General features: G+C 69.6%; 19 protein-coding genes. 6 read left to right on the top strand and 13 right to left on the bottom strand.

The genetic code is table 11. The features are described from left to right. Positions 1 to 23: 23 nt before the first annotated feature. From VGT80_RS03950 to VGT80_RS03930, 5 genes are all read right to left on the bottom strand, one after another. Positions 24 to 923 (bottom strand): TylF/MycF/NovP-related O-methyltransferase, encoded by a 900-nt coding sequence (locus tag VGT80_RS03950; protein ID WP_327453098.1) that lies wholly within the window; start codon positions 921 to 923, stop codon positions 24 to 26. 203 nt (positions 924 to 1,126) lie between these two features. Next, on the bottom strand, positions 1,127 to 2,779 hold the full coding sequence (locus VGT80_RS03945; protein WP_327453096.1) for a glycosyltransferase family 4 protein: 1,653 nt from the start codon (positions 2,777 to 2,779) through the stop codon (positions 1,127 to 1,129). Between the two features lie 104 nt (positions 2,780 to 2,883). Beyond that, positions 2,884 to 4,866, bottom strand: coding sequence for a calcium-binding protein (locus VGT80_RS03940; RefSeq protein ID WP_327453094.1), 1,983 nt, complete (start codon positions 4,864 to 4,866; stop codon positions 2,884 to 2,886). Between the two features lie 212 nt (positions 4,867 to 5,078). Next, the gene (locus VGT80_RS03935) at positions 5,079 to 6,452 is read right to left on the bottom strand and encodes an HlyD family type I secretion periplasmic adaptor subunit (protein WP_327453092.1); all 1,374 of its coding nucleotides are present in this window, start codon (positions 6,450 to 6,452) and stop codon (positions 5,079 to 5,081) included. Next, positions 6,449 to 8,170, bottom strand: coding sequence for a type I secretion system permease/ATPase (locus VGT80_RS03930; protein ID WP_327453090.1), 1,722 nt, complete (start codon positions 8,168 to 8,170; stop codon positions 6,449 to 6,451). The genes VGT80_RS03935 and VGT80_RS03930 overlap by 4 nt, the downstream gene beginning before the upstream one ends. Positions 8,171 to 8,444: 274 nt before the next feature. Between VGT80_RS03930 and VGT80_RS03925 the strand changes: the two genes are divergently transcribed. After that, positions 8,445 to 9,251, top strand: a complete 807-nt coding sequence (locus VGT80_RS03925) for a DUF6270 domain-containing protein (RefSeq protein ID WP_327453088.1) — start codon at positions 8,445 to 8,447, stop codon at positions 9,249 to 9,251. Here the strand turns inward: VGT80_RS03925 and VGT80_RS03920 are convergent. The 4 genes from VGT80_RS03920 to VGT80_RS03905 are packed head-to-tail and all read right to left on the bottom strand — an operon-like array spanning position 9,211 to position 15,219. Beyond that, complete coding sequence (locus VGT80_RS03920) at positions 9,211 to 10,548, bottom strand: hypothetical protein (RefSeq protein WP_327453086.1); 1,338 nt, start codon at positions 10,546 to 10,548, stop codon at positions 9,211 to 9,213. The genes VGT80_RS03925 and VGT80_RS03920 overlap by 41 nt on opposite strands. After that, the gene (locus VGT80_RS03915) at positions 10,545 to 11,570 is read right to left on the bottom strand and encodes a hypothetical protein (protein WP_327453084.1); all 1,026 of its coding nucleotides are present in this window, start codon (positions 11,568 to 11,570) and stop codon (positions 10,545 to 10,547) included. Before VGT80_RS03915 ends, VGT80_RS03920 begins: the two co-directional genes overlap by 4 nt. Beyond that, positions 11,567 to 13,195, bottom strand: coding sequence for a hypothetical protein (locus VGT80_RS03910; RefSeq protein WP_327453082.1), 1,629 nt, complete (start codon positions 13,193 to 13,195; stop codon positions 11,567 to 11,569). The genes VGT80_RS03915 and VGT80_RS03910 overlap by 4 nt, the downstream gene beginning before the upstream one ends. Further along, positions 13,192 to 15,219, bottom strand: a complete 2,028-nt coding sequence (locus VGT80_RS03905; protein WP_327453080.1) for a hypothetical protein — start codon at positions 15,217 to 15,219, stop codon at positions 13,192 to 13,194. Before VGT80_RS03905 ends, VGT80_RS03910 begins: the two co-directional genes overlap by 4 nt. 164 nt (positions 15,220 to 15,383) lie before the next feature. Between VGT80_RS03905 and VGT80_RS03900 the strand changes: the two genes are divergently transcribed. Continuing rightward, a complete protein-coding gene (locus tag VGT80_RS03900; protein ID WP_327453078.1) occupies positions 15,384 to 16,499 on the top strand; it encodes a hypothetical protein in 1,116 nt (371 codons plus the stop codon). Here the strand turns inward: VGT80_RS03900 and VGT80_RS03895 are convergent. After that, complete coding sequence (locus tag VGT80_RS03895) at positions 16,496 to 17,866, bottom strand: hypothetical protein (protein WP_327453076.1); 1,371 nt, start codon at positions 17,864 to 17,866, stop codon at positions 16,496 to 16,498. The two genes, VGT80_RS03900 and VGT80_RS03895, sit on opposite strands and share 4 nt — an antisense overlap. A 136-nt stretch (positions 17,867 to 18,002) precedes the next feature. On the opposite strand from VGT80_RS03895, the gene VGT80_RS03890 reads away from it, so the two are divergent. Then, complete coding sequence (locus VGT80_RS03890) at positions 18,003 to 18,869, top strand: hypothetical protein (protein ID WP_327453074.1); 867 nt, start codon at positions 18,003 to 18,005, stop codon at positions 18,867 to 18,869. On the opposite strand, the gene VGT80_RS03885 is transcribed toward VGT80_RS03890, so the two are convergent. Then, positions 18,754 to 20,133, bottom strand: a complete 1,380-nt coding sequence (locus VGT80_RS03885; protein WP_327453072.1) for a hypothetical protein — start codon at positions 20,131 to 20,133, stop codon at positions 18,754 to 18,756. The genes VGT80_RS03890 and VGT80_RS03885 overlap by 116 nt on opposite strands. 135 nt (positions 20,134 to 20,268) lie before the next feature. Between VGT80_RS03885 and VGT80_RS03880 the strand changes: the two genes are divergently transcribed. After that, positions 20,269 to 21,003 (top strand): PIG-L family deacetylase, encoded by a 735-nt coding sequence (locus VGT80_RS03880; protein ID WP_327453070.1) that lies wholly within the window; start codon positions 20,269 to 20,271, stop codon positions 21,001 to 21,003. A gap of 3 nt (positions 21,004 to 21,006) precedes the next feature. Here VGT80_RS03880 and VGT80_RS03875 read toward each other — a convergent pair whose 3' ends face one another. Both VGT80_RS03875 and VGT80_RS03870 read right to left on the bottom strand, forming a co-directional pair. Beyond that, positions 21,007 to 21,390 (bottom strand): hypothetical protein, encoded by a 384-nt coding sequence (locus VGT80_RS03875; RefSeq protein WP_327453069.1) that lies wholly within the window; start codon positions 21,388 to 21,390, stop codon positions 21,007 to 21,009. Between the two features lies 1 nt (position 21,391). Next, positions 21,392 to 22,462: a glycosyltransferase family 2 protein gene (locus VGT80_RS03870; protein WP_327453067.1), complete on the bottom strand. Its 1,071-nt coding sequence runs from the start codon at positions 22,460 to 22,462 to the stop codon at positions 21,392 to 21,394. 165 nt (positions 22,463 to 22,627) lie between these two features. On the opposite strand from VGT80_RS03870, the gene VGT80_RS03865 reads away from it, so the two are divergent. Together VGT80_RS03865 and VGT80_RS03860 are read left to right on the top strand one after the other, a co-directional pair. Continuing rightward, positions 22,628 to 23,461 carry an ABC transporter permease gene (locus VGT80_RS03865; protein ID WP_327453065.1) on the top strand — a complete coding sequence of 278 codons (834 nt, stop codon included), beginning with the start codon at positions 22,628 to 22,630 and terminating at the stop codon, positions 23,459 to 23,461. After that, a complete protein-coding gene (locus VGT80_RS03860; RefSeq protein ID WP_327453063.1) occupies positions 23,458 to 24,207 on the top strand; it encodes an ABC transporter ATP-binding protein in 750 nt (249 codons plus the stop codon). Before VGT80_RS03865 ends, VGT80_RS03860 begins: the two co-directional genes overlap by 4 nt. The last annotated feature ends 167 nt before the right edge of the window (positions 24,208 to 24,374 follow it).

Genomic DNA, 24,374 nt, shown 5'->3' with positions numbered 1-24,374 from the left:
GCTCGGCGGCGGCGCCCCAGCCTTCAGCGCTTGATGAACAGCCCCTGGCCGGTGGGCAGCGGCAGGATCTGCATCCCGCGCTTGGCGAACCAGGCGTTCTCCGCATCGAACTGCGCCCGCGACACCGCCCAGCCATAGTCGTCGAAGACGATGATCCCACCGGGCGTGATCTTGTCGAACACCGCGTCCAGCGCCTGGATCTCGGCGGTGACGTTGTTCAGGTCCATGTGCAGGAAGGCGATCCTGTCCGGGCAGGTCTTGGCCAGCACCTCCGGCACCCGGCCCTTGATGACCTTGATGTTCGCCATGTGGGCGAAGCGGTCGCGCACCTCCTCGAAGGAGAAGGTGCCCTTGTAGACGGCGTTGGATTTCTTGAAGCTGGCGTCGACCTGGTCGTCGGGGATGCCGTCGAATGTGTCGTAGAGGAACCAGGTCTTCGGCCAGTCGCCGAACTCCACATATTCGGCGCAGAACAGGGTGGTGTGGCCCTTGAACACTCCGAGTTCCACGAGGTCGCCGTCCAGGTGCTGCGCCTGGCGCACCGCCCACAGCACGGTCTGCAGGTTCCAGTGCCAGTTGGGCAGCGGCAGCAGGTCGGCATGTCGGTCGGCCAGCTCGATGAACCGCGCGTCGTCATAGAAGGCCATGGTCTTGGACCAGGTCGCCAGGCCCTCGCCCACGAACACGTCGCGGATCCCACCTTCCAGCAGCTTCAGGGCGCCGTGGGACATGGGCGTTCGGGCGTTGCGAACGCTCGACAGGCCAACGCGCACCCGCAGGCGGTTCTTCATCGCCGCCGGGGCCGAGGAGAGCAGGGCGCGATAGACCTTGGCGGCGAGATCGTACTGGCCGGCCTCCATCAGCCCGTCGGCCATGGCCATGCCCTGTTCCGTCGTGATCTCGGAGAAGTTGATCTGAGGCACTGGGTGTTTCCTGTCGGGGCGCGGCGGGCGCCGAACGGTCAAGTTAAGCAAAAGTGATCAGGGATAGGCTTTCGTCCTGCAGAGCTTTGCGCTAGAAGTATGAGGTCAGCCTAGCTCTCCATGGCTGTGTCGCTTTGGCCGGGTGGTTGAACCTCAGGTTCGCTGCCCGGCCGCTTGCGTCTTGGGCCTTCGCTCGCCCAGCTTCAGCCCTCCGCGCCGATGGTGATCAGTCCGTAGCGGGCGAGCCACAGCACGCCGCGCCCGACGAAGGCCCGCCGGGCAGGCCCCGCCGCCTGGGCGACCTCCCCCACCGTCACCCCCGGCCGCTCGGCGATCAAGGCCAACATCTGCCGCGATTCCTCCGGCGTGGGGCGATGGAAATTGCTGTAGTTGACCAGGGCGTGGCGGAGCAGCGGCTCGGCCATCTCCCAGGTCACGCCGGGCCCCAGCGTCAGCGGCGTGCGGGCCGACAGGTGGCGTGTCGGATAGCTCTGGAACAGGGTGAAGGGGTCGGGCTTGTAGGGGTTCTCGCGGGTGGCCGGCGCGGGCGGCGCAGCCAGCCGGCGGGCGTTCTGCTCGGCCCACAGGGCCTGGTATTGCGGGATGATCGCCGCCCAGTCGAACACCTCGCGCGCGCGGGCCTTGGCGTTCTCCCCCATCCGCCGGCGTTCGTCGGGATTGAGCACGAGGGTGGTGATGGCGGCCTCGGCCTCGGCGTAGTCGATGGCCGTGAACTGGCCCGCCGCGCCCACGTAGTTGTCGTAGTTGAGCCAGGCGTTGGCGAACCAGAAGGCGAGGTCGCCGCCCTCGCCCGGGGGCGGCGCGACGGTCGGGATCCGGAAGCCATCCTCGCCGTGGCGCACGGTGTCCTTGTAGCCATCCCAGTCGGTGACCACGCAGGGCAGGCCCGCCGCCATGGCCTCGATCGGCGTCAGGCCGAAGGTCTCCTGGATATTGTCCGAGAAGCTGATGAAGAAGTCGGCGACCGACCAGATGGTGAAGCGCACGTCCGGCGGCCGGCCATCCACGCTGCGGTAGTGCACGGTGGGGCACAGCTCGCGGGTCTGGGCGTGGTAGGTCTCCTCGTCCTTGGCGCTCGGCGACCAGCCGGCGTTGACCCAGTAGATCGGCTTGCCCGTGGCCTTGGCTGCGCGCTCCAGGGCGATGGCCATCAGCGCCGGGTTCATCTTGGCCCGCACGTTGAAGCGGCCCATGAACAGGGCCACCACCGCGTCCTGCGGGATATCGAGCCGCTCGCGCCAGGCCTTGCGGTGCTCGGGTGAGGTGGCGAAGTCCTCGACGTTGACGCCGAGCGGAATGGTGACCCGCATCGGCTCGGGCCGTTTGCGCGCCCCGTACTCGCCCATCAGGTAGTCGCGCATGGCGCCCATCTGGGTGTCGATCGAGTGGCGCACGGCGTTGGAGGTGCAGATCAGCGCGTCGTAGTCCTCGGTGGGCGCGATCAGCATCTCGGCCATGGCCTGCATGACGCGGTCGGTGGCGGTGGTGTGGGTGATCCCGCAGATGGCGTAGGCCCTGGGCCCGAAGGGGCGGCGCAGCCAGGCCTCGGAGGTGAGGCCGGGCACCGGCATGTTCAGCACGCCCACCCCGCCCAGGGCTCCGCGGTTGGTCTGGCCGATCCAGGTGACCGGCTTGGCCGGCGCCTGCACCCGCTCGAGCAGCTCGTTGAGCTCCTTCTCCGGGCGTCCCGCGATGTTCCAGAAATAGTAGCGGTCGACCTCGGCGTGGCGGAGGTAGCCGCGCAGAAAGCTTTCCCCGGCCGAGATGCGGCCCAGCAGCTGAGGGCCGCTGGTGTCGTAGCCGTTGGGGTGCAGGTAGAGGGCGGCGTTGCTCATGGTGGCGATGGCTGTAGCGAGCCTTCCGCCCCGGTGGAAGAGCCGAAAAGAAAAGGGCCGCCCCGAAGGGCGGCCCTCGTAGTCCCGTCTGAGCCTTGTGGGGCTTAGACGATGTTCGTGAAGTCGATGTCCGACAGCGAACGGCCGATCAGGACCACCGCGTCGTCGTTCGAGTCCAGGGAGTGGTTGCCGTTGGTATCGGCGAACACCACCGTGTCGGCGCCCACCTGAACCGCAACGACCTGGAAGCTCTGGCCGAAGCGCGTGCTCGCGACCGCGGTGGCGGAGTTGTAATCCGTCGCCGTGTCCTCGTGGTAGAGCGTGGCCGAGTTGATCGAGGTCAGGGCCGGCACGCCGGCGAAGTGCAGCACGTCGACCGGGGTCGAGGTGACGCCACCTTGCCAGTCGAGGATTCGGTCCTGAGTGCCGATCGCCGAGAGCGGGTTGGAGTCGCCGGCAGAGAAGTCGAACTTATCGCTGCCATTGCCGCCCGACATGATGTCGAAGCCGGTGCCACCGTGGATCGTGTCGTTACCGTCGTTACCGGTGATGGTGTCGCTGCCGGTGCTGCCGATGACGCTGTCGTTGCCGAGGCCCGCGTCAACGTTCACCGAAGTGACGGCGGCGGCGGCGGTCACGGTGTCGTTGCCGTCACCGAGGGTCACCGTATCGTTGCCCGCACCCGTCAGAGCGACGGTGTCGTCGCCCGTGCCGCCGGCAATGGTGTCATTGCCCGCGCCGACGGTGACGCTGTCGTTGCCCGTGCCGGCGTCGACGTTGAAGTTGCCGGTGCCGGTCGAGTTCAGGGTGTCGTTGCCGTCGCTGAGCGTGATGACGTCGTTGCCGGCGCCCGTCAGGCCCACGCTGTCCGCGCCGACGCCGCCGGCGATCGTGTCGTTACCCGCCGCCGTGTGGGAGAACAGGTTCGTACCCGAGCCCAGGTCGACGTTCAGGTTGCCCGCGCCGGTGTCGCTGACGGTATCGTCGCCGGTGCCGGCTTGGATGATGTCATTGCCCGCGCCGGTGACGCTGATGATGTCGTTGCCGTCTTCGCCGATGAGGGTGTCTTGGCCCGCGCCCGCGTTGATGGTGTCGTTACCCAGGTTGCCGTCGATGTAGCTGCTGGCGCCGCCAGAGCTGGTGATCGAGTCATCGCCTTGACCGCCCGAGATCTGCGTCCCGCCCGTGCCGGTGTTCGACGCCGTGATGGTGTCGTTGCCCGCATTGGCGTTGATGAAGATCAGGCCGGTGTTGGCGCCACCGCCGATGTTGATGCTGTCGTCGCCGGCGCCGCCGACGATCGAGGCGGAGGCCGGAGCCGACGCGTCGATGGTGTCGTTGCCGATGCCGCCGTCGACGCTGATCGCGCCGCCCGTGGTGGTGATCGAGTCGTTGCCGTCCACGCCGGTGATGACGTCGTTGCCACCGTCGCCGTTGATGGTGTCGTTGCCGAGGTCACCGCTGAGGATGTCGCCGGCCGCGGCCGTCGAACCCTTGATGGTGTCGTCGCCTTGACCGCCGAGCAGGGTGCTCGAGGACGAGTCGCCCGAGTAATCGATCGAGTCGTTGCCCTTGTTGCCCTGGACGAAGTCGCTGCCGGACGTGCCGACCACGGTGTCGTCGTCAGCGCCACCGAAGATGGTGTCGTTGCCGGCGCCGCCGTCGAGGCTGTCGTTGCCCTGGTTGCCCTGCAGCAGATCGTTGCCAGCGACGCCCGTGAGGGTGTCGTTGCCGAGGTCGCCGAACAGGGCGTCGCCGTTCGGGCTCGCGAAAGCGCCCGCAGCGCCGTTGTCGTTGGTGATGTCACCGATGAACAGCTTCGAGGAGTCCGGGAAGATGAAGTCGTTCTCGCCCAGAACACCCGTGCCGAAGGCGAGGGACTTGCCCGTCACCAGGTCGGTCAAGGTAGCACCGGTCACCGTAGTGGCGCCGGCAGACGTCGCGCTCGGCGGCACCACAACAACGGTGAACGCCACCGACGTCGCACTCGCGTGCGAAGTCGGGTTGCTGAAGACGATCTGGTCAGTCGCCGCGACGTAGGACGAAGCCTGCGCCTGCGTCATCGTCTCAAAAATATAAGTCGCCATTAGTCTCTCCAGTCTGTGTCACACGGACCCCGGTGCGCCTGACCCCCAAACCCTATTGGAGCAGTCCCGGCGATCCATCTCCCCCAGCGCCATAGCATGGCCGCGGCGTAGGTTAAACGAGCCCACATCCAGACGTATCGGAAGCGTGCCCGATGCGCAACACCTATTAGGTGCGACTAGACGGCCCGCAATACCCTGTTTCCCAAGAGCAACTACTGCTCGTGGAAGGAGTGGTTGACGGTGTCCACGATGGGCTGAATCAGGAAGCCCATGAGGGTCCGATTCCCGGTCACGATCATGGCCGCCGCGGTCATGCCGGGCTGCACCTTCACGTTCTTTTCGAGGCCCTTCATGTCCTTCGGATCGATCCGCAGATCGGCCCGGAAGAACGACGCCCCGGACTCCTTGCTGGTGATCCGGTCGGCGGAGACCACCGCCACGGTGGCGGGCAGCGGGGTGTTCCAGCGCGGGTTCGGTCCGACCAGCCGCACCTGGGCCTTCATGCCCACATGCACCTGATCGATGTCCTCCGGCTTGATCATCACGGTGACCATCAGCGGCGAGTTCGAGGGCACGATGTCCATCAGGTTCTCGCCGCCGCCGGCCACGCCGCCGGGGGTGAACTGCGTCAGGTTGAACACATAGCCGTCGACCGGCGAGGTCACCACGGAGCCCTTCTCGGCCTCCTGCGCCGCCACCAGCTTCGGCATCACCTCTTCCAGCTTGGACTGGGTGTCGCGCAGCTGCTCGGCGGCGTCGCTCTGCCGCTTGTCGCGCAGGGCGGCCAGATTCATCTTGGTCTCGCCCATCTGCTGGTGCAGCCGGGCGATGTCGGCGAGCAGCGAGCCCTTCTTGCCGGCCAGGTCGGACACCTGGCGCTGGTAGCGCAGGATCAGCGTCTTGGGCGCGTAGCCCTTGGCGTACAGCGTCTCGTAGCCGCTCATCTCCTCGATGGTCAGCTTGCGCTGCTCTTCGGTCGAATCGAGCTGGGCCTGGTCGCCGACGATCTGGTTCTGAATCTGGTCGAGGCGCTGCTGCAGGATCGAGGCCTGGCTCTGGTAGAGCTGCAGGCGGCTGGTGAACAGGAAATCCTGGTCGCGAATCATCCCCGCGACGGTCGGATCGGCGGCGCGGCTGGTGAGCTCCGCCGGGAACTGCAGCGCCGGGCGGTTGGTCGCCTCCGCGCTCAGCCGGGCCGTCTGGCTCATCAGCGTGTCGGCCTGGTTCTGCAGGATGCTCACCGCGGCCTTGTTGTCGGTGTCGTCGAAGGTGATCAGCGGCTGGCCCGCGTGGACCAGCTGGCCTTCCTTCACGAAGATCTGCCGGACGGTGCCGGTCTCCTTGTGCCGGATGGTCTTGCGATTGGCTTCCACCGTCACCTGGCCGGGCGCGCTGATGCCCGAGGCGAGCGGCGTCACGGAGGCCCAGACCATCAGCCCGATCACCAGGGTGGCGATGATCGCGCCGCCCACCAGCATGGGGCGGCGCAAGCGGTGCTGCAGGCGCGGGTCGAGCGGCAGCCGGTCGTCGGCGCCGAAGGTCGGGGCGACGTAGGTGGAGCGGACGGGTCCGATCTCGAGTTTCATCGTCCAGCCTCGATCGAGCGCACTTCGGCGGGTTGTTCGGCGGGCTTCATCAGCCGCGCCATCACCTGGTCCTTCGGACCGAACAGGTCGATGCGGCCGTCGCGCAGCACCAGCAGCTTGTCGGCCGAGCGGAAGATGCCCGGCTTGTGGGCGATGACGATCACGGTCGAGCCCTTGGCCTTCATGGCCTCGATGGCCTTCAGGAGGGCGTCCTCGCCCTCGGCGTCGAGGCTGGCGTTGGGCTCGTCGAGCACCATCAGCGCCGGCTCGCCGAGCATGGCGCGGGCGAGGCCCACGCGCTGGCGCTGGCCGGCCGACAGCACCACGCCGCTCTCGCCGATGTCGGTGTCGTAGCCCTTCGGCATCCGCAGGATCAGTTCATGCACGCCGGCCAGCGAGGCGGCGGCCACCACCTCCTCGTCGGTCACGCCGTCGCGGAAGCGGGCGATGTTGTCGCGCACCGTGCCGGAGAACAGCTCGGTGTCCTGGGGCAGATAGCCCACGTACTTGCCGAAATCCGCGCGGTCCCAGGTGAAGACGTCGGCGCCGTCCAGACGCACCGAGCCGCTCACCGGCCGCCAGATGCCGACCAGCAGGCGCGCGAGCGTCGACTTGCCGGCGCCGGATGGGCCGATCACGCCCAGCATCTCGCCGGGTTCGATGCGGAAGTTGATGTTGCTCAGCAGCAGCCGCGGGGCGCCCTGGTGGGCAAAGTTGACGCCCTCGACGCTCATCCGGCCGGTCGGGCGCGGCAGGGAGGTGGCCAGCGGCGGCGCCTCGGCCATCTGCAGCAGGGCCATCAGCCGGCCGTGCGAGCGAGCCATGTTGTTGAGCGGCTCCCAGGCGCCCACGATCCGCTCGATCGGCTGCAGGGCGCGGCTGACCAGGATCATGTTCGCGAAGATCATGCCCTGGGCCATCTTGTGGTCGAGGATCAGCGCCGCGCCGACCGCGATCACCAGCACCTGGATGCCCATCCGGGTGGCCTTGATGATGTCGGTGTAGAGGTTCGACTGCTCGGCCGCCACCGCCCCGCGCTCGATGGTCACGGCGCGGTGGCGGGCCCAGGCGGAGCCCAGCGTCGGCAGCATGCCCATGGCGCGCACGACTTCGCTGTTGCGCAAGGCCGCCTCGGTGAAGGCGTAGCTCTTCAACGCCGCGTCGTTGGCCTCCCTGGCCACCGGGCGGATCGCCCGCTCCTGCATCAGCGCCAGGCCCAGCAGCGAGCTGCCGCCGACCAGGGCGACCATGCCCACCAGCGGATTGATCAGGAACAGCACCGCCACGAAGACCGGGATCCACGGCAGGTCGAAGAAGGCCGCCGCGGCGACGCCGGTGAGCGTCTGGCGGAAGGTGTCGAGGTCCCGCAGCGCCTGCGATCGCGCGCTGGGGTCGCCGCGCACGGCGGCGTCGAACAGCCCCGAGAAGATGCGGCCCGAGACCCGCTGGTCGAGCACGACGCCGTAGTTGATCAGGATGCGCGCGCGGAAGTCGTCGATCGAGCTAGAGACCGCGAACACGAAGACGGTGATCAGCGTCAGGATCCACAGCGTGGCCTGGTTCTGGCTGAGCATCACCCGGCCGTACACCTGGTAGGTGTAGAGCGGCAGCGCCAGGTACAGCAGGTTCGTGAAGAAGCTGAACACCGCCGCGACGATGAACGGCCGCTTGCCCTCCGCCAGGGCGCGCGTGAGCACGTTGTCGGGTTGATTCGTCAAAAAGGTGAGGAACTTCATGCGCGCCGAGCCGTCCCGTACGTCGTGTGGCCAGTGTAACTACTGGTGGCCGAAAAAGGATGAACGCTGATCGGCCAAGAAGGATCGGCCAGGATGATCCGGGAAACGTCCGGAGCGGGCGGACAGATGCGCAAGGCCTCGGTCCATGTCAATGATGCAGCCGGGCGCGCGCGTCCCCTTCTGGCGCGCCTGGATATGAGGCGTGCTAGAACGCGCGCGAACGGCCGCTTTCCGGCCGCCCTCTGAGGGTGCGGGGATGCCCAAGGTCGCTATCATCGGCAGCTGCATTACGCGGGACCTGTGGCCGATCCGTGGCGAAACCGAGCGGCTGCTCTATGTGTCGCGGACCAGCCTGCCGAGCCTGTTTTCCGCCCCGGTGAAAGGCGTCCGGGTCGCCGAGACGCCCCCGGCCGGGCTGGGCCGCCACCAGCACCGGGCGATGGTCGCCGACCTGGAGAAGACCGCCCTCGCGGCCCTCATCGCCTTCCGGCCGACCCATCTGATCTTCGACTTCATCGACGAGCGATTCGACCTCATCTCGCTGCGCGGCGCGCTTGCCACCCATAGCTGGGAGCTGGAGGTCAGCGGCTATCTCGGACAGAAGGCCTTCGCCGCGGCGCGGCGGGTCCCGCGCCTGTCGCCGGCCTGCGAGCGCCTGTGGCGCCACGGCGCCGCGGAGATGGCCGCCTTCGTCCGCGCGACCCCGCTGAAGGACGCCGCCCTGATCCTGCACTCCGCGCGCTGGGCCGAGCAGTCCCGCGGCGCCAAGGGCCGGCCGAAATCGCTGCCGACGCCCGAGATCCTGCCCGGTCGGCCGGAGGAGATCGCGGCCCACAACCGGCTGCTGGCGTCCTATGAGAAGGACTTCGCCGCCCTGATGCCGCCGCTGGTCCGGGTCGAGGCGCCGCAGCACCGGCTGGCCGACGAGCGGCACCGCTGGGGGCTCAGCCCCTTCCACTATGTCGGCGCCTACTACGAGGAGATCTGGCGCCAGCTCGAACCGCTCGGCGTCGAGCGCGAGGTCAGCGGGCCTGCCGGCGCGCCCAGTGTTCGAGCGGCGTGAGACCCTGGCGCACCAGCTCCGGCGTCGCCGCCAGATAGGCCGCCGTCGGGAATCCCGGCCTGGATTCGGCCACCGCCCAGGCCCCGCCCTGCAGGTAGTCGACCAGGGGATTGGCGCTGGCCGACAGGGCTTCGCCGCGGGCCGCCACATAGTGCGGCAGATCGAACCAGGGGCTGGGGCTGCGGCCCTCATGCGCGCCGTGGGTGGCGAAATGGGCCAGCGGTTCGAAGCCCGCCTGCGCCACGTCGGGGTTCTGCGCCAGGTACCAGGCCGGATCGAACAGCGGATGCGGTGAAACGCCCTTGCGCCAGCCGGCCGTCACATAGTGCAGCAGCGGCGGGGTCTCCCGCGCCGAGCGCGGCGCGCCCTGCCGGTACCAGGCCGGATCGAACAGCGGGTGGGGGCTGTAGCTTCGCCGCCAGCCCTCGGTCAGGTAGTGGCTGAGCGGATCCTCGTCGGGCGCCATGTCCGTCGCCTGGGCGGCGTAGTGGGCGATATCGAACAAAGGATGCGGATTGCGGGCCCGCGCCGCGCCGGCCGCGAGGTAGTGGCCGAAGGGCGTCAACGGCGTCGCCGCCAGTTCGGCGGCGTTCTCGGCCCGATAGTAGGCCACGTCGAACAGCGGGTGCGGCGTGCGGTCCTCGGCTGCGCCGGCGGCCAGGTAGTGCGCCAGGGGCGAGGCGCCGGCCGCGCGAACATCGGCGTAGCGCTCGATGTAGCCGGCGTGGTCGAACAGGGTCGGCGGCTGCAGGCCAGGGTCCGCCCCGCGGCGGACATAGGCGGCCATGTGCCGAAGATCGTGGAGGCGGTTTCCCGTGCCCCGCCACAGCGCCGACTTCTCGATCAGCAGCGCCTGCCCCGGGGAGCCCAGGGCGCGCAGCAGGCGCTGCGTCTGCGCCGCGAACCGGCCGCGAGGGGGCAGCCGCCGCGGCGTCCGCTCCGACAGATAGCGGCGCAGCGATTCGGCGCGCCAGTGAGCCTGGGCCTGCGCCCGGCCGATCAGCGCCTCGGTCAGGGCCAGGGTCAGCTCCGTGCGGGTCAGGGCCTCCTGCACCTGGGCCTGGTGCGACACGCTGCGCGCCGCCTCCCGCTCGTCGCGGGCGGCTTGCCGTTCGGCGCTGATCGCCTCCACCTGGGCGGCGCTCTCCACGCGGATGGCCTCCACCTGTGCGGCGCGATCGGCGCGGATCGCCTCGACCCGCTCCACGGCGGCTTCGATCTTCGCCTTGAAGGCGGCGGCGGCGACCTTCGCGGCGCTCTTGGGAGCGGTCTTCTGGGCGGGCTCGGACACGCTCACTGGCCCTCGTCCTGCAGCCACTGCCGATAGCTGCCGGGCCCGGCCACGAAGGGATCGGGATAGGCCGCCTGCAGATCCGCGCGCTGGCGATAGAGCACCCGCTGCGGCTTCTCGATCGGCGTCCCGTCCGAATAGCTGTCGTAGGCCCACCAGCGCTGCGGGATCGCCGCGTCCGTCGCCGCCGTCACCTGGCGCTTGTACCAGCCCCAGATCTCATAGACCGGGAAGTTGGAGCCGGCGTACTTCTTGGTCATCACATCGCCGAGCGGACCCAGCTTGGTGAAGTGCCAGAACCGCAGGGGGCTGCCGTTGACGGTGATCGCGCCGTCCTTCTCCACGGCCACGGTCCGCTTCGAGAGGTTCCAGCTGGCGACGTTGTAGCCGGGATCGCGGATCACCTTCACCTTGTCGAACAGGGCGGGCACGTGGTCGCACCACCGCTGGTCCACGAACATCCCATTGGGCATGTCGTCGTAGCAGTAGTCCAGGAGCCGGTCGTTCCACCACCTGGCGAAGCGGGCGCCCTCGCCGGTCGTGCGGATGGCCACGAAGCCCAGGTTGAAGATCCCCGTGCGCGAGGCCGACAGGTCGTTGTCGGCGATGGCGGCCGGATCGTCGTTCGGATCGATCAGATGCGGGGTCAGCAGGATGTCGTTCGCCTGCAGCATCTCGATCAGCGGATCGAGCTTTTCGAACAGGGCGGTGTCCGGATCGAGATAGATCGCCACGTCCGCGCCCGACGAGCAGGCCTGGTGCAGGAAGGGCCCCTTCACCGCCGTGCAGACCTCGACCACGTCGTGCTTGAAGAGCCAGCCTTCGAACTGGGCGATGCCCAGGTCCTGCGCCCAGACCACCCGGTCGAAGGGCTCCTTGGCCGGATCGAACCTGAAGCCCTGCGGCGGGCGGTCGGTGATCAGGGCCACCAGCTCCCAGTCGGGGTGGAAGCGCCGCAGCGTCTGGAACAGCACGCGCGCGCGGTTCAGGTAGGAGAAGGTGAAGCTGGAATAGCAGAGGACCTTCATGCGCCGCTCACCCCCGTCGCGGATCCGGTCGGGTCCCTCAAGATCAAGTCCATGGTCAGGGCGCTGAACTCCAGGTCGTAAAGGCGAGCGCCGCGCCGGGCGCGGGCCAGGCCCTCGATGTCGCCGGTTTCGAAGGCCGACGCCAGCGCCTGTTCGCCGGCCAGCACCCGGCCGTGGCCGCCCTCGGCGACGAAGGCGGCGACGTTGCCGCTGTCGGGCCCCGTGACCACGGCCGCGCCGGCGGCGACCGCCTCGTGGGCGGTGAAGGAGAAGGTCTCGCGGCACAGCGGCCAGATCAGCGCCACGTCGATCTGCGCGGCCTCCAGCGCCTGCTGCATGGCCTTGGGTTCATAGCCCTTGGCCGAGACCGCGTGGAAGGCGACGGGCAGGCCGGCCGACGCCTGGGCCCCGAAGTGGTGGAACGCGTAGCGGGGGTCCTCGGCGAAGCGCAGCGCCAGGTCGCGGAACACCGGCCAGCCCTTGTGCGCCGCCGGCAGGCCGACGAAGGCCACGCGCAGCGGGCGATGTCCCTTGGGCGCCGGCGCCGGGCCGCGCGCCACGAGCCGGGCGTGCGGCGCCACCACCTCGCCCTTGGCCGGGAACGTCCAGGACGCGCGCCACAGATCGAGCGTCGTTTGCGACGGGCTGACCACGGTCAGGTCGAGCGCCTTGAACAACTTTCGGTGTTCGGCCAGGTGCCGCGCCCGCCAGGGGCCGTAGACGCAGATGCCGCAGGCCGGGCTCTGCGGCGGCGGGGCGGCGCAGTCCTCCACGTCGTCGCGCAACAGGTGGAAGCCGGCGCAGAGGCTGGCGAAATCGTGCAGCCAGAAATAGCCGGCCTTGAAGCCCGCCGCGGCCAGCACCGCCAAGCTCTCCTTCACCGAATGTCCCAGCAGGCTGTGGATCGCGAAGCTGCCGCCGCTCACGCGGCCGTTCAGCGCCTGGGCGATCGCGGCGGCGGAAAAGGCGCCGACGGCCCTGCCGTTCCAGACCACGCCCAGCAGCGATGGCTCCTTCAGCCGCAGCACCGGCCAGGGCTTGGCCGGGAACAGGTGCAGGTGGTCGCGTCCGGCGCGCTGCACGGCGGCGGCCTCGCGCTGCAGGCAGAGCTGCACGCCGCCCAGGTTGGTCGAATAGTCGTCGTGGCTGAAGGTGACGTGCAGTCCCTTCAGCCCGGCCCGCGAGGTCGCCAGGGCGCGGACCAGATCGGCCCCGTCGTTCGCCGGCACGCCGGCCGACGCCCTGGCCGAGTCGGCGACGCGCTCGCCCACGGTGCGCAGATTGGCGAGGATCTCGTAGCGGAAGCCCAGGTTCTGGCGCGGCGAGCGGCCCTCCGCCCGGCCGGCGCGCAGGTAGTGGACGAACGGGTTCACCCCCGCCTCGGCGACATCCGGATAGGCCTCCAGATACTCCTTCACCGAGAAGTCGCGGTTGGGGTCGCGCCCCTCGCGCCAGCCGTTGACCAGGAAGTGCTCTATGGGATCGACGCCCATCCGCGCCACGTCCGGATGGCTGCGCAGGTAGAAGCGCGCGTCGAACGCGGCCAGCACGGTCTCCCGGTCGGGATGGAAGCGGCGCAGGGTGTGCAGCACGCCCCGCCGGATGCGGACAGCCACCGACCTCATGCGGCGCGCGCCCGGTCCAGGAGGTCGACCGTGAGGCCGCTGAACTTCAGGTCGTAGAGCGAGGGTTTGCGCACCGAGCGCGCCAGAGCCAGGATCTCGCCGCTGGCCAGCAGCTCGGCCAGCGCCGCCTCGTCGGCCAGCACCCGGCCATGGCCGCCGCCGTGCACGAAGGCGGCCACATTGCCGCTGTCGGGATTGGTCACGACCGCAGCCCCCGCCGCCACCGCCTCATAGGCCGTGAAGGAGAAGGTCTCGCGGCACAGCGGCCAGACCAGCACCGCGTCCACCTGGGCGGACTCCAGCGCCTGCTGCATGGCCTTCGGACGCTCGGCGTTCACCCGCACCGGCTTGAAGTCGATCGGCAGGCCGCCGATCGACCGCAGGCCGAAATGGATGAACTGGTAGCGCGGGTCATGGGCGAACTTCAGCGCCAGCTCGCGGAACACCGGCCAGCCCTTGTGCGCGGCGGTCAGGCCGGCGAAGCCCAGCCGGAACGGCCCGTCGGTGATCGGCGAGGGTCCGCGGCGGACCAGTCGCGCGTGCGGCGCCACCACCTCGCCCTTGGTCGGGAAGGTCCAGGCGGCGCGCCACAGGTCGAGGGTCGGCTGCGAGGGGCTGACCACGGTCAGGTCGAGCGCCTTGAACAGCTTCCCGTGCTCGGCCAGGTGCCGCGCCCGCCAAGGGCCGTAGACGCAAACGTTGCAGGCCGGGCTCTGCGGCGGCGGGGCCGCGCAGTCCTCCACGTCGTCGCGCAGCAGATGGAAGCCGGCGCAGAGGCTGGCGAAATCGTGCAGCCAGAAATAGCCGGCCTTGAGGCCAACGGCGGCGAGGATCTTCACCGTCTCCTCGGCCCCGTGGCCCAAGAGGCTGTGGATCGCGAAGCTGCGCGCGCCCGCGGGCCCCGCCGCCTCGCCCAGCGCGCGGGCGATGACCGCGCCGGAATAGACCCCCAGGGCTCGGCCGTTCAGCAGCACGCCCAGCGCGCCGCGCTCGCCGCGCGTGCGGACCACCGGCCAGGCGACCGCCGGATGGATGTGCAGGTGGTCGCGCCCGAGCTTGCCGATGCGCGCGGCCTCGCGCTGCAGGCACAGCTGCACTCCGCCGAGATGGGCCGTGTAGTCGTCGTGGCTGAAGGTGACGTGCAGGTCCTTCAGCCCGGTGCGCGCCGCGGCGAGCCCGGCGGCCAGCGCCTTGGCCGTTCCCAGCTTGACCGCGGCGGTGGCGGCGCTCGCGCGGGCGACCCGCTCGCCGACCGGGACCAGACCCGCCAGAACGTCGTAGCGGAAGCCGAGGTCCTGCTTCGCCGCGCGGCCTTCCGACCGCCCGGCCATCACATAGTGGACGAACGGATTGTCTCCGGCCTGCACGATGTCCGGATTGGTCTCGAGGTAGTCGCGAACCGAGAACCAGGCGTTGGGGTCGCGCCCCTCGCGCCAGCCGGCCATCAGGAAATGCTCCAGCGGGTCCGTGCCGGCTTCGGCCACGTCCGGGTTCATGCCCAGGTAATAGGCCGCGTCGAATTCCGGCCCGACCAGGACGCGCTCGGCGGCGCGCCGATCCGCGTAGGTCATCTCCGCCACCACGTTCGGCGCAGCGTGCGCAGGGGCCTCGGGGGCCGCCTCGGGGGCGGCCTCCGGAACGGCCTCGGGCGGCGGGACCGCAGGTTCGGCCGCCGCCGGGGTCTCGAGGCGCCACAGCACCGGCTCGCCGCCGGTCAGCCGGCCCTCGAAATAGCGGTGGGCGTGGACCGAGGGGTAGACCTCGCGGCCCTCGTAGCGGCCCCGGGTCAGATAGTGATGCAGCGGCTCGACGCCGGCCTTGGCGATATCCGGATTGGCCTCCAGATAGCGCGTCCCCGAGAACCACGGCGCAGGATCGCGGCCCTCGCGCCAGCCGTGCCGCGCGTAGTGGCCCAAGGCTTCGCCCTCGGCGGTGACGTCGCCGTAGATCGTGCGATAAAACGCCGCGTCGAGGGCCAGGCTGATGACCCGCTGCACTTCGTCGGATGGCGCCTTGACGGCCATGCGGGGGTAAGATTCCTCTCGGGCGGCGTGGGTGGTGTGCAACAGAAGGCCCGGGCGATCAACCGCCCCCCGTGGCTTGCGACCATCGGCGCCGGACCGTACAGCAGGGCGGCGGTCCGCCGTTTCATCCACCCCCCGAAACCCCAGTCGAAATCCCAGTCGAGATGACCGCCACCCAGGCCGCCAGGTCCGAGCCGAAGCGCACCGCCTACCTGGTGCTGGGCATGCACCGTTCGGGCACCTCGGCGGTGACCCAGCTTCTGGGCCTGGCCGGCGCCAAGCTGCCGGCGCAGGTGATGCCCGGCGACGAGCACAACGCCAAGGGCTACTTCGAGCCCTGGCGCATCGCCTTGTTCAACGACGAGCGCCTGCGCGCCGCCGGCGGCGCCTGGGACGACGTCTTCAGCTTCCCGTTCCGCACCCTGCCGCGCCGCGACGAGCGCAAGTGGCTGATCCGCGGGGAGGCCCTCTTCGACGAAGAGTACGGCGACGCCCGCTTCCCGCTCCTGAAGGACCCCCGCGTCACCATACTGATGCCCTTCTGGCGCACCCTCATCGACGACATGGACATGGCCGCGCGCGTGGTGATCCCGGTGCGCCATCCGCTGGCGGTGGCCGGATCGCTGGCCCGCCGCGACGGCTTCGCCGCCCAGAAGTCGGCGCTGCTGTGGACCAGCTACATGCTGGCGGCGGAAGCCTATACCCGCGACCTGCCGCGGGTGTTCGTGGACTACGATTCGCTGCTCGGCGACTGGCGCGCCGAGGTCGGCCGCATGGAAGCCGCGCACGGCGCGCCGCTGCCGAAGCTCACCGAAAAGGCCGGCAAGGCGATCGACCGCTTCCTGACGCCGGAGCTACGCCACAACACCGGTCAGGGCGACCTGCACGACCTCGGCTGGGCCGGCGAGCTGGCGCAGATGGTCTTCGAGGAACTGAGCGCCGCGGCCGCGGACCGGCCGGCCAATGGCGGGGCGCTGGAGCTGGCCGGCGAGATGCTCGCCCGCAAGCGCGAGGAGGTCGGCGCCCTGGTCTCGCCGACCACCCGCGACCTGGACGCCACCCGCGTGGAGCTGCGCGAGACGCGCGCCAGCCTCGAGTTCGAACTGCGCGAAACCCGCGAGCGGCTGGAGGCCGAGCTGGCCCAGCTGCGCGCCGACATCGCCGAGGTCCGCGCGGCCTGGAAACGCGACGTGGCCGGCCTCGATCGCGAACTGAAGGTGTTCTACGACGCCATCGCCGAGGCCGAGGCCCGGCTCGAGGAAGCCCTGGCCAAACCCTAGGGCCGGGGCCGCCGGAAGCCGGACAGGTCGAGCGCCAGGTAGAGGACCCCGGTCATGGCCGCCAGGTCCAGCAGGTAGAGATAGCGGTAGTCGCAGGCCACCGAGATCACCAGGAAGCTGGCCGTGAAAGCCAGGGCGCCCACCAGCAGGGCCGCCATGGTCGTGTCGGCGCGCTGGCGGCGGATCAGCAGCAGGACCGCGCAGACGGCCGCCACCAGGGCCCAGCTCAGGTGCGAATAGACCGGCGTGCCATAGAACATCGCCGCATAGGACCTGAGCGCCGCGTCCTTGGGCTGGGGTGCGGAATCGATTTCCAACTCCTCGAGCATGTCCGGCGGCCCGACGACGCCGACCTGCACCGGCAGGCAGCGGCTGAGGTCGGGGGTCAGCAGCAGCCAGCCGAACACGTCGAGGCGGTGCGCCAGATAGGCCCCGGGATGGTGCAGGATCAGGTCGCGCCACTGGGCGCCCACCGCCGCGTCGGGCAGCTTCCACAGCGTGCGTCTGAACTCGGGATCGAGGTCGAGGGTGTCGACGCGGGAGGCCGAATAGATCCTGGGCCCCTGCGCGGCGATGCGCGCCGCCGCGGCCGGATTGGCGCGGGCGATCTCGGTGAGCGGCAGGCCCGGGTCGTGGGCCACCGCGCCCACGATGTCGTAGTGCTGCAGGATCAGCGCTTCGGCGCCTGGCCTCAGATGCGGGACGGACTGTGCGGGCTTGGCGAGGCCGGTCAGGGCCAGGGCGAGGGCGCTGGTCAGCACGAAGCCGCCGACGCCCCAGCCCAGCATGGCCCGCCGGCCGCCGCCGCGCGCGCTCCAGGCCAGGGCGACCGCCGCGGCCAGCACCAGCACCACGCCGTTCTGGCGAACCGCGGCGCCCAGCGCCAGGCAGAAGGCCGCGCCGGCCAGGCTCCCCCACGCCCGGCGCTCGGCCCACAACAGGTCGGCGCGCGCCAGGAGCACGAAGCCGGCCAGCGTCAGGTTGGCGAACAGCACGTCGCGCCAGACGATGCCCTGGTAGATCAGCGCCTGCGGCGTCAGCACGACCAGCACGGCCAGCCCCACCGCGGCCCAACTGCTCCGCCGGCGGAGCGCCGGCAGTGACATCAAGGCGCCGAACAGCATCGCGCTGGAGGCCGCGACGTAGAGCGCTGCGCCCGGCAGCCGCCCATCGAACAGTCCGAGCACCCAGGAGAAGGCCGCCGGCGCCCAGGTCTGACGCACGCCGGTGCGGGCCTGCTCCAAGGCGATCACCGAATCCACCGACATATGGCCTGGCAGGTTGGCGGCCAGCGACAGCAACAAGCCCGCGACGAGCACGCCGCAATAGGCTTTCGCCGCCAGCCTGTCGTCCGCGTCTTGCGACAAATTCCGCCCCCGGGTGCTCGCGCAAGGGCTAGGTAGGGGAGGTTCCACCGGTTTGGAAAGCGGCAAAAACGCTGGCCCGCGGCGGGTCGCGCACTATGCTGCCGCGCTTCTGGAATGAAGACTTGGGGAGTGATCCATGGGGGATGTCGGCGAGGCCGAGTTGCAGGGCCTGCTCGCGCGCTTCCCGAAGGACCGGCCGCCCCTGACGCCCCAGGTGCAGGCGGTCTACGTCCGGCAGTACAAGGACAACCGCTCGGGCAAGACCCCCGCCGCCTCGGCCGCCCAGATGCTGGAATCCTGGATGCACCGCCAGGTCGCCGCCGACGTCTCCGGCGGCGCCGTGCGCGCCACCCTGGAGCTGGGCGCGGGGACGCTGAACCAGCTGCCCTATGAGCGCTTCACGGCGCCCTATGACATCGTTGAGCCGTTCCGCGAACTCTTTGCCGACGCAGCCGACCGAGGCCGGGTGCGCGAGGTCTTCGCCGATATCGCCGAGGCCCCGGCCGACCGCCGCTACGAGCGGATCACTTCGATTGCGGCCATGGAGCACATCTGCGACCTGCCCCTGGTGCTGGCCCGCGCGGCGGCGATGCTCGCCGAAGGGGGTTGCCTGAGGGCCGCCTATCCCAGCGAGGGCGGCTTCCTGTGGACGGTGAGCTGGCGGATGACCACGGGCCTTGAGTTCCGGCTGCGCCACGGCCTCGACTACGGGATCATGATGCGCCACGAGCACGTCAACACCGCCGCCGAGATCGAGGCGCTGGTGAAGGGGTTGTTCGAGGAGGTCCGCATCAAGAGCTTCGGCGTCGGTCGCCAACTCTCGCTCTACCGGTTCCTGGAGGCGCGGCGGCCGCGGCTCGACGTGGCGCGGGCCTGGCAGGCGCGGTTCAGCCCGCCGGCCGTCGCCGCCGGAACCGGGGGCGGTCGACCACCAGGTAAAACAGCCCCGCGAGCGCCGAAACGTCGAGGAAGTAGAGATAGCGGTAGTCGCAAGCCAGGCTGATCACGAAGAAGCTCGCGGTCATCGCCAGTGACCCCAGCATGAGGCCGACGACCGCCAGATCCGCCGGCTCACGGCGCAGCAGCAGCACTCCGGCCACCGCCAGCGCGACGATGGCATAGGTCCAGTGCCGCTGCAGCGGGGTGTCCATGAACCAGGTGTCGTAGTTGTAGAGTTCGCCATCGACCTTCGAGTAGCGGTGGGCGATCCCCAGATCCCGCATCTTCGGCGCCGGCGCGTCCACCCCGGTATAGACGGGAAGGCAGCGGTCCGGATTGGGGGTGGCGAAGACCCAGACGAAGTCCATCCAGCGCAGGCGCAGATAGAGCCCTGGGTGATGGATGATCAGGTCGAGCCACTGCCGCCGGGCGACGCCGTCGTCGAGGCTGTTGAGCGCCGTGCCCAGCACCGGGTCGCGGTCCAGGAAGTCGATGCGGTCCGGCGACCAGTTAAGCCGGCTCCGGGCCCGAATCGTCGCGGCCGCTCCGGGCTTGGCCTTCTCGATCTCGCTCAGCCGGTAGCTCGGATCGAGGGTTACGGCGCCGGTCATGTCGTAGTTCTGCACGATCCGCACCCCCTCGCTCAGCGCCTTGTCCTTCACGCCGAACTGCGGCACCGCGGCGACCTGCAGCACCTGCATCAAGGCCGCGATCGCCAGCAGGGCGCCGAACATCCACGCCGCGCCACGCCGCCATTGGCCGCGACTGCCGACCCAGCCGAGCGCGAGCGCGCAGAAGAGCGGGATCAGGATGCCGTTCTGGCGGACCAGGCTGGCGACCGAAAAGGAGATCAGCGCGCCGGCAAGCCAGGGCCAGCGGCGCCGGGGCTGCTCCCAGCCTGACAGGGCCAGCGCCAGGCAGGTCGCGCCGGCCAGGGCGCAGTTGGCGAAGCAGATGTCCTTCCAGACGATGCCTTGGTAGATCAGCACCTGCGGCGTGAGGGCGATGAGCGCGGCGGTCGCCACCCCCAGCCAGCTCACCTTGCCGCGCAGGGCGGCCAGCCCGGCCAGGCTCGAAAAGAACAGCAGGCCGCTCGCCGCCACATAGAGCGAGGTCCCTGGGATCACTGCATCGGAGAGGCCGAGCAGCCAGGCGAAAATCGCCGGCGCCCAGGTCTCACGCCTATGGAAATGACCCTCGTGGAGCTGAATGACCGAGTCGTAGGACAGGTGCCCCGGGAGGTCGACGGCCAGCATCAGGACGAGGCCGGCGGCCAGCACCAGCCAGAGGGCCCGGCGCGCGGTTACGACCCCCAAAACCCTGCTCATTTCCCTCGCCCCCCGGCCCAGCCCAGCCCAGGCCCAGCCTCGGCCGTTGGTAGGCTGCGCGCCGGCGACTTGGGAAGCCCCAATCCGCCGCGCCTTGGCCCGCCCGTCCAATCGTGGTGAGTTGCGGCTGCCCCCATGACCATCGTTTATGTCCTTGCCCATTTCGACGACGAGTACTGCGCCCTGCCGCTGATCAAGCAGCGGGTGCGCGAGGGCCGCGATCAGCGCTTCATCTACGTCGCGGACTATGCGTCGCCGCGGGTGACTGGCGTCCGGCGGCGCGAAACTCAGGCTCTGCTCGCCCACGTGGGCGTCGATCCGGCGAAGGTGACGCATCTCGCGGCGGGAGCCCTGGACGGCTCGGTCCACCGGCATCTGAAGGAGGCCTTCGCGGCGCTTCGCGCCGCCGTCCAGGCCGCCGGCCCCGTCGAGCGCTTCGTCTGCACCGCCTGGGAGGGCGGTCACATGGACCACGACATGTGCGCCATGATGACCTGTGAACTCGCCAACGCGCGCGGCGTCGCGGTGGATCAGATCAGCCTCTACAACGGCAAGGACATCGGCGCGCCGTTCCTGCACGGGGCCCTGCCGCTGGCCGAGAACGGGCCGGTGATCCGCATGCGCTCGAGCGCCGCCGAATGGGCCGCGTGGATGTCGGAGGTGCGGTTCTTCCCCTCGCAAGCCGCGGTATGGTCGACCCTGTGGCCGGCCATGTTCTGGACCTACGCCCGGCGGGGGTTCGGCTATCAGACCCTGGATCGGCGTCGCATTGACGAGCGGCCGCATGCGGGCAGGCTGTACTACGAGCGGATGTTCGGCGTGCCCTATGCGGAGGTGCGGGCCGCGGTCGAGGCGTTCCGCGGGACCTGACGATCAGGCGCGCGCCTGGCCCTGCATGATCACCGCGAAGCCCAGGATCATCAGGGCGTAGCCGGCGGCGAAGCGCCAGCCGATCGGCTCCTTGAACACCAGCCAGGCGATCAGCGGCACCAGGCCCGAGCCCAGGATCGAGAAGACGTAGGCCGTCGACAGCGGCACCCGCGTCAGGATGTAGAACCAGAACAGCGCCGTCAGGCCGTACCAGGCGAAGGCGCCGATCAGCGGCCCGTTGGTGATCAGCCGCACGACCACATTGCCGCTGAGCTTCTCGTTGTACTGCGCGGCCCACTTGAACAGGGTCTGGCCGATCGGCAGCGCCACCGCGAAGCCGGCGCAGAGCGCGGCTTCCTTCCAGGTCACCGCCGCATTTACTGGCACGTCAGGCCTCCTCGGACTGCAGCCGCGCCAGGGTGCGCAGATAGGGATGGATCGGCCGGCTGGGCACGTTCAGCACGTCGAAGTTGAGGGCCTGCAGCAGCAGCTGGGCGCCGAGGATGATCGGCAGGGCCGCGGCCATCACCACGCCGGCCGAGGCCACCTGGCCCGGGACGCGGCTCGACACATAGTGGGCGGCATACCCCAGGCCGAACAGGATGCCGAACATGCCGAACACCAGTTCCAGCGAGGCGGCGTTGAAGTCGCGCACGAAGTACTGGCCGAGCACCCGCTGGATGAAGTTGCGCAGGTGCTTCAGCGCGAAGGGCCCGACCACGGCGCTGATCCGCAGGTTCGACACCTCGTCGGCGTAGCGGGCCGGCATCGGCACGTCGCGCACCACCGCGCGCAGGGTCGACAGGTGATAGAGCAGGTCGGTCTCGAAGAAGAATCGCCGCGAGATCCGCTTCTCCATGACCAGCTTGGCGACGGTGGCTTCCATCGCCGTGAAGCCGTTGGTCGGATCGAAGATGTTCCAGTAGCCGGTGGAGACCTTGGAGGCGAAGCTCAGCACCGCATTGCCCAGCACGCGGACCGTCGGCATGGCCCGCAGGTGGCTGATCGAGGTGAAGCGGTTGCCCTTGGCGTAGTCGGCCTCGCCCAGCAGGATCGGGGCCACCAGCGGCCCCATGTAGCCGAGGTCCATCTGGTCGTCGCCGTCGACCTTGACCAGGATGGCGCCGCCGCGCCGCGCGGCCTCGGCGTAGCCGGCGAGCGTCGCGCCGCCGACTCCCTGGTTCTTCTCCAGCCGCACGACGCAGACCCGCGGGTCGCGGGCGTTGGCCTCGATGAAGTCGCCGGAGCCCTCCGGGCAGGCGTCGTCGACGCAGACGATTCCCTCGACCCAGGCCGGCGCCTTGGCGATCACCCGCAGGATGTGCGCCGTCACCCGGTAGCAGGGGATCACCATCCAGACCCCGGCGCCCTCGAGGCGCGCCGCGGCCTGGCGCGCGCCCTCGCGCCGCCGCTCCACCTGGAGCGGTTCGCCGCGCGCGAGCTGGTCGATGGACGTCATCGGTTGGGCCGTGCCCCTCAAGCCCTTCGGGCTAACACGGACGCCCCCTTGCTGGCAAAATTGCGCCACGAGCGGCGGCTAGACCCCGCGACAGCGTGGCGAGGCGTCATCCTTGCGCCTGCGAATCGCGCCTGTTACCCACGGCCCCTGTCAGTTGGAGAGTTCATGGACACCGCCACCCACATGTTGCGGACCGGACGGCGCGGCGCGCTGTTCGAGGTCAACATGGCGCTGCGGGACGTCCGGGCTTCGCTCCAGCGAATCGGGCTGGCCTGGTCGCTCGCCTGGCACGACGTGGTCTCGCGCTACAGAGGCTCCATTCTCGGGCCGTTCTGGATCACCATCTCCATGGGCCTGATGGTGGCCGGCATCGGCCTCCTGAACGCCCGCCTGTTCCAGACCTCGGTGCGGGATTTCATCCCGTTCGTGGCCACCGGCATCGTCTTCTTCGGGACCATCAGCGGGATCATCAACGAAGGCTGCGACACCTTCGTCCAGGCCAAGGGCATGCTCTCGCAGACATCCCTGCCGATGTTCACCTTCGTCTGGCGCACGGTGCTGCGCAACGCGATCTACCTGGCCCACAACCTGGTGATCATCGTCGCCGTGCTGATCTATTTCGGCTACTGGCGCACCATAAACCTGCCGGTGGCCCTGCTGGGCCTGGCGTTCCTGTTCATCAACGCCGCCTGGGCCGGGATGCTGGCGGCCATCGCCTCGGCGCGGTTCCGCGACATCCCGCAGATCGTCATCTCGGTGATGCAGTTCGCCATCTTCATGACGCCGGTGTTCTGGCAGCCCGCCCGGCTCGGCGCCAACCACGCCTTCCTGCAGTTCAACCCGTTCTTCCACATGCTCGAGGCGGTCCGGGCCCCGCTGCTGGGCGCCGAGGTGCATCCGCGCACCTACATCTTCCTCTCCGTCATGGCGCTGTTCGGGTGGGGCCTGACCTTCACCGTCTTCACCCGCATTCGCCGCAGGATCGTCCACTACCTATGAGCTACAAGGTCTCGATCTCGGTCAGCGACCTCTGCATCCGGTTCCCCGTCTACGGGGTGGACGCCAAGTCGCTGAAGAAGCGCCTGGCTCAGGTCACCGTCGGCGGGCGGCTGGGCTCGTCCCTGGCCGGGGTGACCGAGGTCACCGCCCTTGCCAACGTCAACCTGGAGCTCCGCGCCGGCGACCGGCTGGGGCTGATCGGCCACAACGGCTCGGGCAAGACCACCCTGCTGCGCGCGCTCTCCGGCGCCTATGAGCCGGACGAGGGGATGATCGACGTCCACGGCCACATCGCCGCCCTGCTCGACCTCGGCCTCGGCATCGATCCCTCGGCCACCGGCTACGACAACATCCGCCTGCGCGGCCGCATCGCCGGCCTCTCCGCCAAGGAGATCGACGAGCGGATGGACGAGATCGGCGACTTCACCGGCCTGGGCCCGTTCCTGGCCATGCCGGTGAAGACCTATTCGGCCGGCATGCAGGCGCGCCTGGCCTTCGCCGCGGCCACCGCCGTCGAGGCCGACGTGCTGCTGATGGACGAGTGGATCGCGGTCGGCGACGCCGACTTCCAGAAGCTCGCCCACAAGCGCCTCCTGAAGCTGGTCGAACGGGCCGGCATCCTGGTGCTGGCCTCCCACGACCTCGACCTGCTCAGGCTCTACTGCAACAAGGTCATGCGGCTGGAGGGCGGGGTCGCCTCGCCGGTCACCGACATCCGCAAACTGGCCGAGCTGATGGCCGCCTGATAGACCCGGCAAGGGTCGGTCGGCGGGTCGCAGCAAGCTTGGACGTCATCTTCACCATCGTCTCGCGGAACTACGCCGCCCAGGCCGCGACGCTCATGCAGAGCCTCGCGAAGGCGGAGCCGTCGGTGCGCCGCGTGGTGATCGCCACCGACGGGCCGATCCCGCAG

Origin of the sequence: Phenylobacterium sp. (genome assembly GCF_035944335.1) — a bacterium.
Lineage (GTDB): Bacteria > Pseudomonadota > Alphaproteobacteria > Caulobacterales > Caulobacteraceae > Phenylobacterium.
This window is presented reverse-complemented; position numbering and strand designations above follow the sequence as displayed.